This window comes from Streptomyces poriferorum, from assembly GCF_019399235.1.
GTDB lineage: Bacteria > Actinomycetota > Actinomycetes > Streptomycetales > Streptomycetaceae > Streptomyces > Streptomyces poriferorum.
On sequence record NZ_JAELVH010000229.1, the window covers coordinates 1 to 11,093 of the forward strand.

9 protein-coding genes and 1 pseudogene are annotated in these 11,093 nt (G+C 70.2%); 6 read left to right on the forward strand and 4 right to left on the reverse strand.

From position 1 onward, the window contains the following. Positions 1-53: 53 nt before the first annotated feature. Positions 54-311 (forward strand): annotated as a pseudogene (locus tag JGS39_RS41995) (ATP-binding protein); the annotation flags it as partial. Then, positions 312-1,112, forward strand: a complete 801-nt coding sequence (locus JGS39_RS29955) for an aldo/keto reductase (protein WP_372456178.1) — start codon at positions 312-314, stop codon at positions 1,110-1,112. A 57-nt stretch (positions 1,113-1,169) separates the two neighbouring features. Here the strand turns inward: JGS39_RS29955 and JGS39_RS29960 are convergent, their stop codons facing one another. The 3 genes from JGS39_RS29960 to pdhA are packed head-to-tail and all read right to left on the reverse strand — an operon-like array spanning position 1,170 to position 4,727. After that, a complete protein-coding gene (locus JGS39_RS29960) occupies positions 1,170-2,570 on the reverse strand; it encodes a dihydrolipoamide acetyltransferase family protein (RefSeq protein ID WP_219572836.1) in 1,401 nt (466 codons plus the stop codon). 10 nt (positions 2,571-2,580) lie between these two features. Further along, positions 2,581-3,561, reverse strand: a complete 981-nt coding sequence (locus JGS39_RS29965; protein WP_219572837.1) for an alpha-ketoacid dehydrogenase subunit beta — start codon at positions 3,559-3,561, stop codon at positions 2,581-2,583. A 2-nt stretch (positions 3,562-3,563) separates the two neighbouring features. Then, positions 3,564-4,727, reverse strand: a complete 1,164-nt coding sequence (gene pdhA, locus JGS39_RS29970) for a pyruvate dehydrogenase (acetyl-transferring) E1 component subunit alpha (protein WP_219572838.1) — start codon at positions 4,725-4,727, stop codon at positions 3,564-3,566. A 339-nt stretch (positions 4,728-5,066) separates the two neighbouring features. Between pdhA and JGS39_RS29975 the strand changes: the two genes are divergently transcribed. From JGS39_RS29975 to JGS39_RS29985, 3 genes are all read left to right on the forward strand, one after another. Next, the gene (locus JGS39_RS29975; protein WP_219572839.1) at positions 5,067-5,726 is read left to right on the forward strand and encodes a response regulator; all 660 of its coding nucleotides are present in this window, start codon (positions 5,067-5,069) and stop codon (positions 5,724-5,726) included. Between the two features lie 98 nt (positions 5,727-5,824). Further along, a complete protein-coding gene (locus tag JGS39_RS29980) occupies positions 5,825-6,259 on the forward strand; it encodes a pyridoxamine 5'-phosphate oxidase family protein (protein ID WP_219572840.1) in 435 nt (144 codons plus the stop codon). Between the two features lie 58 nt (positions 6,260-6,317). Continuing rightward, positions 6,318-7,307: a phosphotransferase enzyme family protein gene (locus JGS39_RS29985; RefSeq protein WP_219572843.1), complete on the forward strand. Its 990-nt coding sequence runs from the start codon at positions 6,318-6,320 to the stop codon at positions 7,305-7,307. Between the two features lie 3 nt (positions 7,308-7,310). Here the strand turns inward: JGS39_RS29985 and JGS39_RS29990 are convergent, their stop codons facing one another. Further along, on the reverse strand, positions 7,311-8,954 hold the full coding sequence (locus JGS39_RS29990) for a protein kinase domain-containing protein (RefSeq protein ID WP_219572841.1): 1,644 nt from the start codon (positions 8,952-8,954) through the stop codon (positions 7,311-7,313). 318 nt (positions 8,955-9,272) lie between these two features. Here JGS39_RS29990 and JGS39_RS29995 point away from each other — a divergent pair, with 318 nt between their 5' ends. Beyond that, complete coding sequence (locus tag JGS39_RS29995; protein WP_219572842.1) at positions 9,273-10,922, forward strand: protein kinase domain-containing protein; 1,650 nt, start codon at positions 9,273-9,275, stop codon at positions 10,920-10,922. The last annotated feature ends 171 nt before the right edge of the window (positions 10,923-11,093 follow it).

Below are 11,093 nucleotides of genomic sequence, written 5' to 3' on the forward strand. Positions count from 1 at the left end.
CCCAACCCCCGCTCCACGAGGACCGCCTCGACTACACCCCCACCGCCCGCAGCGTGACCCTCGCCCGCCGGCGGACCGCCCGCCTGGTCGCCGAGTGGGGGCACCCTCACCACGCGGGTGAAGCCGCGCTCCTGGTCAGCGAGTTGGCGACCAACGCCTTACTGCACGGCAGCATGCGGGGCCGGCTCTTCCGGGTCCACCTCAGCCTCACCGCCACCACCTTCCGCATCGAGGTCAGCGACCCCCGCGGGGAACGACTCCCCGGACTGCGCGAGGCGGGCGCCGACGACTGCTACGGGCGCGGGCTCCTCATCGTCGCCCAGCTCGCCGACCGCTGGGGCGTCGAGCCGCGCACCGTCGGCAAGACGGTCTTCGCCGAACTCACCGTGCGGCCGGGGAGCACCCACATCACTCGCAACTCTGGTCTCAACCCCACGCGGACTGCTAAGGCGCTGGCGCCCTACCCGGAGGATCTGGTCATCACCACCAAGGTCTGGCCCGGCCGCGACCCCTCGGGCGCGTGGTGGTGGGCCGAGCCGGCGCAGTTGCGCGCCCAGGTCGAGGAGAACCTTCGCCAACTCGGCCGCGATCATCTCGACGTGGTCAACCTCCGTGTACCGCCGAGCGGTCGGACCGGCTCGATCGGCGAGCACTTCGGCGCGCTGGCCGAACTGCGCGAGGCCGGGCTGATCCGCCACCTCGGCGTCTCCAACGTCACGTCAGCCCAACTGGCCGAGGCCCGGGACATCGCCCCGGTCGTCTGCGTCCAGAATCCCTACGGAATCGGGGCGCCGAGCGAGGAGCGGGCCCTCCTTCGGCACTGCGGTGAACTCGGCATCGCGTTCGTCCCGTTCTTCGCCATCGCCGGGCCCGGACGGGAGGCGGGGCCTGCGGTCGGTGACAACGAGGCGGAGGTGTGTGCCGTCGCCCGCGCGCACGGGGTTTCGATCCCGCAGGTCCGGCTGGCCTGGACCTTGCAGCAGGGGCGGCACGTCCTCGCGATCCCCGGGACGAGCGACCCGGACCACCTCGCGCAGAACGTGGCGGCCGGCGCACTGCGGCTCTCCGAGGAGGAGATGGCGCGCCTCACCTCGCTGGGCGCGCACACATGACGGTGGGCCCGCGCGAACGTCTCGCGGGCCCACCTCATACACGTACCACCGGGGTCACTACCCCCAGGTGATCAGCCGCTTCGGCTGCTCGAGGATCGCGGCGACGTCCGCGAGGACCTTGGAGCCGAGCTCGCCGTCCACCAGGCGGTGGTCGAACGAGAGGGCGAGGGTGGTCACCTGGCGGGGCTTCACCTTGCCCTTGTGGACCCAGGGCTGGAGCTTGATCGCGCCGACCGCGAGGATCGCGGACTCGCCCGGGTTAAGGATCGGCGTGCCCGTGTCGACGCCGAAGACGCCGACGTTGGTGATGGTCACCGTGCCGCCCGCCATCGCGGCGGGTGACGTCTTGCCCTCGCGGGCCGTGGAGACCAGCTCGCCCAGGGACGCGGCCAGTTGCGGCAGCGTCTGGTCGTGCGCGTCCTTGATGTTCGGGACGATGAGTCCGCGCGGGGTAGCGGCGGCGATGCCCAGGTTGACGTAGTGCTTCTGCACGATCTCCTGGTTCGCCTCGTCCCAGGCGGCGTTGACCTCGGGGTTCCGCTTGATCGCGACGAGGAGGGCCTTGGCGATGATCAGGAGCGGGTTGACCCGCACCCCGGCCATGTCCTTGTCCTCCTTGAGCTCCGCCACGAGCTTCATCGTGCGCGTCACGTCGACGGTCACGAACTCCGTGACGTGCGGCGCCGTGAACGCGCTGCCGACCATCGCCTGCGCGATGGCCTTCCGTACGCCCTTGACGGGGATACGGGTCTCGCGCGCGCCTGCCGCCACTGGTGCGGGAGCCGCAACGGGGGCCGGGGCCTCCGTTTGCACCGGCGCCGCCGGAGCGGGCGCCGGCGTCGCCGCCGCGTGGACGTCCTCGCGGGTGATGACGCCGCCGTCGCCGGTCGGGGTGACCGTGGCCAGGTCGATGCCCAGGTCCTTGGCCAGCTTGCGGACCGGCGGCTTGGCAAGCGGACGGGCCTCGGCGACGGCCGCGCCGGTGCCGTGGCCGTTCATCTCACCCTGGATCGCGGCGGAGGCCGCCGCGGGGGCCGCCTCCGTGCCCTTGCGGGCACGCCGCTTGGTGGAGGACTCGGCGACGCCGTAGCCCACCAGGACGGGCGTACGGCCCTTCGGCTCCGCGGGCTCCGCGACAGGCTCGGGCGCCGGCTCGGCCGCCACGGGGGCGTCGTCACCTGAACCCGGCGCGACGTCCACCGCGATGATCACCTGGCCGACGTCGACGGTCGTGCCCTCGGGGAAGCGCAGCTCGTGCACCACACCGTCGAACGGGATCGGCAGCTCCACGGCGGCCTTGGCCGTCTCGACCTCGCAGACGACCTGGCCGTCGGTGACGGTGTCGCCGGGCTGGACGAACCACTTGAGGATCTCGGCCTCGGTCAGTCCCTCGCCCACGTCGGGCATCTTGAACTCACGGAAGCGAACAGCGTTGGAAGTGTCGGTCATCGTTGTCACGTCCCCGTCCTCAGTACGCCAGCGAGCGGTCGACGGCGTCGAGCACACGGTCGAGACCCGGCAGGTACTCGTCCTCCAGCCGCGCGGGCGGGTAGGGGACGTGGTAGCCGCCGACCCTCAGCACGGGTGCCTCCAGGTGGTAGAAGCACCGCTCCGTGATGCGAGCGGCGATCTCCGCGCCGGAGCCGTAGAACACCGGCGCCTCGTGGACCACGACCAGCCGGCGGGTCTTCTCGACCGAGGCCTGGATGGCGTCGAAGTCGATCGGGGACATCGAGCGCAGGTCCACGACCTCGATCGACTTGCCCTCCTCCTGGGCGGCCGCGGCGGCCTCCAGGCAGACCTTCACCATCGGGCCGTACGCGACGAGCGTGAGGTCCGTGCCGGTGCGGGCGACGGAGGCCCGGTGCAGCCCGCCCGGGATCGACTCGGTGTCGACCTCGCCCTTGTCCCAGTAGCGGCGCTTCGGCTCGAAGAAGATGACCGGGTCGTCGCTCTGGACGGCCTGCTGCATCATCCAGTACGCGTCGGACGCGTTGGAGGGCGAGACGACCTTCAGGCCCGCGACGTGCGCGAACAGTGCCTCGGGCGACTCGCTGTGGTGCTCCACGGCGCCGATGCCGCCGCCGTACGGAATCCGCACGACGACCGGCAGCTTGATCTTGCCGAGCGAGCGGGCGTGCATCTTCGCGAGCTGCGTGACGATCTGGTCGTACGCGGGGAAGACGAAGCCGTCGAACTGGATCTCCACGATGGGCCGGTAGCCGCGCAGGGCCAGGCCGATCGCCGTACCGACGATGCCGGACTCGGCGAGCGGGGTGTCGATCACCCGGTCCTCGCCGAAGTCCTTCTGGAGTCCGTCCGTGATCCGGAAGACCCCGCCCAGCTTGCCGACGTCCTCACCCATGATCAGGGTCTTGGGGTCGGTGTCGAGGGCCTTGCGCAGCGACTCGTTGAGCGCCTTCGCGATGGACATCTTTTCCATGGCCATGGCTACTTGCCCTCCTCGGCGAACGATGCCTGGTAGGCGGCGAACTGGGCGCGCTCCTCGTCGACGAGGGCGCTCCCATCGGCGTAGGCGTGCTCGAAGATCGCCATCCGGTCCGGTTGCGGCATGGACCGTACCGCTTCGCGTACCCGCTTGCCGAGGGTCTCGCTCTCCTCGTCGAGGGCGGTGAAGTACGCCTCGTCGGCGACGCCCTCGTTCTCCAGGTAGGTGCGCAGGCGCAGGATCGGGTCCTTGGCCTCCCAGGAGGCGCGCTCCTCGTCGGCCCGGTACTTCGTCGGGTCGTCGGAGGTGGTGTGCGCGCCCATGCGGTAGGTGAACGCCTCGACGAGGGTGGGCCCCTCGCCGCGGCGGGCGCGCTCCAGGGCGGAGCGGGTGACGGCGAGGCAGGCCAGCACGTCGTTGCCGTCGACCCGGACGCCGGGGAAGCCGAAGCCCTGGGCGCGCTGGTAGAGCGGGACCCGGGTCTGCTTCTCGGTGGGCTCGGAGATCGCCCACTGGTTGTTCTGGCAGAAGAACACGACGGGCGCGTTGTAGACCGCGGAGAAGGTGAACGCCTCGGCGACATCGCCCTGGCTGGAGGCGCCGTCGCCGAAGTACGCGATCACGGCCGAGTCCGCGCCGTCCTTGGCCACGCCCATGGCGTAGCCGGTGGCGTGCAGGGTCTGCGAGCCGATGACGATCGTGTACAGGTGGAAGTTGTTGGTGTTCGGGTCCCAGCCGCCGTGGTTCACACCGCGGAACATCCCGAGCAGGTTGGTCGGGTCGACGCCGCGGCACCAGGCGACACCGTGCTCGCGGTAGGTCGGGAAGACGTAGTCGTCGTCGCGCAGTGCCCGGCCGGAGCCGATCTGCGCGGCCTCCTGGCCCAGCAGCGAGGCCCACAGGCCCAGCTCGCCCTGGCGCTGCAGCGCGGTGGCCTCGGCGTCGAAGCGACGGGTCAGGACCATGTCCCGGTACAGACCGCGCAGCTCCTCCGCGGTCAGGTCGATCGAGTAGTCCGGGTGCTCGATGCGCTCGCCCTCGGGCGTCAGCAGCTGTACGAGTTCGGGTCCGGAACTCTGTGGCGTCTTCGCGGGCGTCTTCGCGGCGCTGGTCCGCTTGCTGCTGCGTCGCGGTTTACGCGCGGCAGCAGTGCTCTCCACGGTCACGTGCGTGCTCCTCCGTCGGTCCGGCCCCCGGGGTCTGCCGGGTGACCAGTGCGGCTCGCCTGTGTCCGTACCCGTGCACGGGGTGTGTGCCGCTCGGTCCGGGAACAGGCGTGACAGGTGCCCCGGCGAGCGCCCTGTCCAATGCACGTTACCCAGTGGGTCGCATAACTGCGAAACCCTTCCTGACCTGCGATTTTGCTTGGATATCCAAGTAAATCGAGGAATTCGGGAACTCTCCCTGGTCACAGCACTGGTAACAGCCTTGCAGGCCGCCGGAACAACGGCACGTTATCCCGCCGGACAGCGGCAGGGAAGGGGGGAGTGTGTGAGACTGCGTTTGTGCGCAAAGAAGGAAAAATCACTGTTTTTCTGCTGGATGACCATGAAGTCGTCCGCCGCGGAGTCCATGAGCTGCTCTCGTCCGAGGACGACATCGAAGTGGTCGGCGAGGCCGGTACGGCGGCGGACGCGCTGGTACGGATCCCCGCGACCCGCCCCGATGTGGCCGTCCTCGACGTACGACTGCCGGACGGCAGCGGGGTGGAGGTCTGCCGCGAGATCCGCTCCCGGGACGAGTCCATCAACTGCCTGATGCTGACCTCGTACGCGGACGACGAGGCACTCTTCGACGCGATCATGGCGGGCGCGGCCGGATATGTCCTCAAGGCGATCCGCGGCAATGAACTGCTGAGCGCGGTACGGGACGTGGCGGCCGGGAAGTCGCTGCTCGACCCGGTGGCCACGGCGCGGGTGCTGGAACGGCTGCGCGACGGCAAGAAGGGCCGCGACGACGACAAACTCGCCGCTCTCACCGAACAGGAACGAAAGATCCTGGATCTCATCGGGGAGGGTCTGACGAACCGGGTGATCGGCGAGCGGCTCCACCTCGCCGAGAAGACGATCAAGAACTACGTCTCCAGCCTGCTGTCCAAGCTGGGCATGGAACGACGCTCGCAGGCCGCCGCGTACGTGGCGCGGCTCCAGGCCGAGAAGCGCTGAGCGACGCGCCCGTGGCGCCCTGGTTCGGGACTTTGGTCCCGGTCACCCGGGGCCCCGGCCTCTTATTCCGGCCACACAGGTGGCGGACAGTGGAGGGCATGTCCTCCGAGGAACTCCACGCGATCCAGCTGCTCGGCCGCGTCCCGTACGGCCGGCTGGCGACGAGTATGCGAGCCCTCCCGATCCTGACGGTGGCCCGGCACATCGTCACCGACGGCCGCGTCGTGCTGCGCATGCACGGCGGCCTGGGCTACCACGACGCCTGCGACGGCGCGGTCGTGGCGTATGGAGCCGACAACCACAACGCCGCCACCTCGGCGGGCAGCAGCGACCTGTGGTCCGTGCAGTTCACCGGGCCCGCGCAGATCATCGAGCCGACCTGCGCCCAGCGCGAGCTCTTCGGCCCCGCGCCCGTCGACGTCAACGGGGAGCCCTTCGCTCCGGCCTATCTCCGGCTCGACCCGCACTTCGTCACTGTGCACACTCTGGGCTTCCACGCAACTCCGCAGATCCGTCAACGCAGCGTGATCTAACATCTGTCGGGTGTCGCGCTCATCTGTAACCTTCCCACCTGTTCCTCCGGTCGGCGAGGTGCTGCGCCGCTATCCGGACGCCGGTGATCCGCTCACCTGTGAACCCCTTGACCAGGGCTTACTCAACCACGGCTACCGGGTGTCAACGACGCGCGGCTCGTACTTCCTCAAGCACCACCTGGACGACTCCACCGGCGACCGCGCCACGATCGTCCGCCAGCACCGGGCCACCCAACGGCTCCAGTCGCTCGGAGTGCCCGTCGCACCGCCCGTCGTCGACAGCGAAGGCGACACCGTCACCGAGATCGGCGGCCGCTGCTACGCCCTGCACCCCTGGGTCGACGGACTGCACCGGGCCGGAGCCCAGCTCACCCTCGCCCAGTCGCTGCGTCTCGGGGCGCTGCTCGGAGCCGTACACACAGGTCTTGAGCAGGTGATGGGCGAGGGCTCGGTGGCCGGGGCGCGGTCCGGCCACGCGAGCCCCGATCCGGCCGCCACCTTCGCGGTGATCGACGAGTTACTGGCCGCGGCGCGTGGCCGGCGGCCCCGGGACGCCTTCGACGAACTGGCCGAGCACCGGCTCCTGGAGCGGCGCACCCTGCTGGAACAGCACGCGGACCGCCGCCCGCCCACCCCGGACGGGCCGGCGACCGGCTGGGTCCACGGCGACTTCCACCCGCTGAACGTGCTCTACCGGGGCGCCGAGCCGGTCGCGATCCTCGACTGGGACCGGCTCGGGGTGCAGCCGCGTGCGGAGGAGGCGGTACGGGCCGCGGCGATCTTCTTCGTGCAGCCGGCCGGGAAGCTGGAGCTGGGGAAGGTCCGGGCGTACGCGCGCGCCTACCGGCGGGCGGCGGGGGCCGGGGCGCACGAGCTGGCCGCCGCGGTGCACCGGGTGTGGTGGGAGCGGCTCAACGACTTCTGGATACTGCACTGGCGCTACTGCCTGAACGACCGCAGGGCCGACCCGCAGTTCCCTGCGGTGTCGGCCCTGGCGGTCTGGTGGACCCGTGAGTACGAGGCGGTGCGCGACGCGTTCACGGAGTGAGCGTTACCCGGCGGTCGTCCCGGTGTTGCCCGCGGCGGCTCCGGCGCTGGTTCCGGCGGCGGCGCCTCCGGCGTCCGTGCCGGTGCTGGTGCCGGCGTCCGCTCCGGTGCTGGTGCCGCCGTCCGCCCCCGTGCTGGTGCCCGCGTCCGCTCCCGCGTCCGCTCCCGCGTCCGTCCCGGCGTCCGTGCCCTCGTCCGTGTTGCCCTCGCTCGTGCCCGACGTGGCCGTCTCGGTCGGCGCCGTGTTCGTGGGCGTCGGATCGGCCGTCTCGCTCGGGGTGTAGGACGGGGTGTACGACGGGGTGTACGTGGGCTGTTGCTGCTGGTCACCCGTGGAGCTGCCCGGCTGCTCGGTGTCCTGCGTCGTCTCCTCCTCGGTCGGCTTGGCCGATGTCTCCTCCGGAGAAGGCGAACTGGACGTCGAGGTGACCGGCGCCTTGGGCTTCTCGCCCTTGTCCTTCGCCGCGTTGACCGCGAAGGCGACACCCACACCGATCGCGATCAGGGCGAGCACGACGAACAGCCACAGCTTGCCGCGGCCGCCGCCGCCCTGCCGGGTGCTGCCGCCGTCGTAGCCGCCGTCGTCCGGGTTCATGGGCGGCAGGATCGGGCCCTGCGAGGTGTCCCCGTGCTGCTGGTAGCCCATCGCACGGGTGGAGCCGGTCATCCCCCGGGGCGGAGTGCCGGGGCCGTCGTTCAGCACGACCGGGCCGGTGTTCCACGTACCGGTGTGACCGCCCTGCACCTGGAGCATCTGAAGGCTGTACTGGACCAGCCCGCGCATCTCCTCGGCGCTCTGGAACCGGTCGTCAGGATCCTTCGCGAGCGAGCGCATGACGAGCCCGTCGAGCTCCGGCGGCACCGACCCGTTCGAGACCTCCGACGGCGGAACCGGAATGTCCTGAACGTGCTGGTACACCACCGAGAGCGGCGTCTCGCCGGTGAACGGGGGACGCAGCGCGAGGAGTTCGTACAGCAGACAGCCGGTGGCGTACAGGTCGGAGCGGTGGTCGACGGCCTTGCCCAGCGCCTGCTCGGGGGAGAGGTACTGCGGCGTTCCCATGACCATGCCGGTCTGGGTCATCGTCGACTGCGCGCCGTGCAGCGCACGGGCGATGCCGAAGTCCATCACCTTGACCGCGCCGGAGTGCGTGATGATCACGTTGGCGGGCTTGATGTCCCGGTGCACGATTCCGTGCTGGTGCGAGTAGGCGAGCGCCTCCAGCACCCCGGAGACGATGATCAACGCCTGCTCGGGAGGCGGCGCTTCGGCGTTGAGGAGCAGGTCACGGATGGTGCGGCCCTCGACCAGCTCCATGACGATGTACGGGACGGTCTGTCCGGCGACGGTGTCCTCGCCGGAGTCGTACACCGCCACGACCGCATGGTGGTTGAGACCGGCGACCGACTGCGCCTCGCGCGTGAACCGGGCCTTGGAGACCGGGTCCTCGGCAAGATCGGAGCGCAGCAGTTTCACCGCGACGGTACGTCCCAGCCGGACGTCCTCGGCCGCGAAGACCTCGGCCATACCGCCCCGGCCGAGGCGGCCGGTCAGCCGGTAGCGTCCGTCGCCGACGACACCACCGACGCCCCAGGAGTCGGTGCCATCCGGAACTCCGCCGCCGTTTGCTTCGGGTTCGGGTGCCATCAGTCCTCGCCGTCGTTTCTGTCCGCGCGTCCGCGGGTTCTCACGGTGCCTTGCTGCGTTGCCGACCGCATTGTCGGCCGCATTGCCACGTCACGCTACAGCCTCTGTCGGACACACCGTTTTCGAGAGGGACGGGCCATCAAACCGGCTGGTGCGCTCCCTGCGCAAATTCCATGCGGTTCCTGTAACGCTTCCGAGACGCTTCCAGTGCGTAGGGTCACGGAACGGGCACCTGGCTTGACGTGTCGTACCCCTCGGGCAGACTTGGCCAGTAATACGGATCTTCGCGCGGTCGCGCGCCCTAGGGGGAAGCAAGTCATGAGCCAGGACGGCGCACACGGTGCCCAGGGTCGCTACGCGGGCGGTTCGGTCGCCGGCGGCCGCTACCAGCTGCGTGACCTGCTGGGCGAAGGCGGGATGGCCTCCGTATATCTGGCGTACGACTCCGCGCTCGACCGTCAGGTAGCGATCAAGACCCTCCACACGGAGCTCGGTCGCGAGCAGTCCTTCCGCGAGCGGTTCCGGCGCGAGGCGCAGGCGGTCGCCAAGCTGCAGCACACCAACATCGTCTCCGTCTTCGACACCGGCGAGGACGAGCTCGGCGGCGCGCTGATGCCGTACATCGTCATGGAGTACGTCGAGGGGCAGCCGCTCGGCTCCGTCCTCCAGACGGACATCCGCAACTACGGTGCGATGCCCGCCGACAAGGCCCTCAAGGTGACGGCCGACGTGCTGGCCGCGCTGGACACCAGCCACGAAATGGGGCTGGTCCACCGCGACATCAAGCCAGGCAACGTGATGGTGACCAAGCGCGGTGTCGTGAAGGTCATGGACTTCGGCATCGCCCGCGCCATGCAGTCGGGCGTCACGTCGATGACGCAGACCGGCATGGTCGTCGGCACCCCACAGTACCTCTCTCCCGAACAGGCCCTGGGCCGTGGCGTGGACGCCCGCTCCGACCTGTACTCGGTCGGCATCATGCTGTTCCAGCTGCTGACCGGCCGCATCCCGTTCGACGCGGACTCCCCGCTCGCCATCGCGTACGCGCATGTGCAGGAGGAGCCGATCGCCCCGTCCACGATCAACCGGTCGATCACCCCGGCCATGGACGCCCTCGTCGCCCGCGCCCTGAAGAAGAACCCGAACGAGCGCTTCCCGAGCGCCGCCGCGATGCAGGACGAGATCGCACGCGTGCTGAGCGCGAGCGGCCAGACCGGCGCCCCCGTGATCGTCAGCGGTGCGGGCGCACCGGCGAACAGCGGCTCGGGTGTCGGTTCGGCGGTCTTCCCCCCGGTCGACCAGTCCACCCCCGCGCCGCAGAACGTGCAGACGCCGTACCAGCCGGGCCCGTACCAGTCGCAGCAGCAGCCCGGCCCCTACGGCGCACCGACCCCGGCGCCCAGCTACGGCTATCCGCAGTCGGCTCCGGCGTACCAGACGCCGGCGGCGATGTCGCCGATGCAGCAGCAGACCCCGGCGCCGTACACGGTCTCGCCGCAGACACACGCCACGTCGTCCTCGGGCGGCGGCTCCAAGCGGAACATGCCGGTGATCGTGGGCTCGATCGTGGTCGCCCTGATCGCGATCGGCGGCCTGATCACGGCGATCACGCTGAACAAGGACGACGACTCGGGCAAGGGGGGCACCGAGGCCTCGTCGAGCGAGTCCCCGGGCGGCGAGCACAAGGATCCGGAGCGGAACCGGACGATGGACGCCGAGGACTGCACGGACGCGACCGAGAACATCGACGACCCGAACAAGGTCGACGCCCCGAGCTTCCTCTACAAGGACATCCTCTCGGCGCGTGCGTGTGCGGACGCGGCCGGCTGGACGATCAAGCAGATCAAGGTGCCGGGGAACGCGTACGCGGAGGACCAGATCATCGACCAGTTCCCCACCCCCGGGGCCGCTGTGTCCGAGACGGGTGCCCACTTCGAGCTCCGCATAGCGACGGGCGACCCGGCGTAGGGGCGCGCTGCCCGTAACGCCCTTGCGGCGCTCTTCGCCGTGTACCTTCGCGGTCCTGCGGCGCTCTTCGTCGTGCCCCGTCTGCCGTCCTGCGGCGCTCTTCGTCGTGCCCCGTCTGCCGTCCTGTGGCGCTCTTCGTCGTGCCCCTTCGCGGTCCTGCGGCGCTCTTCG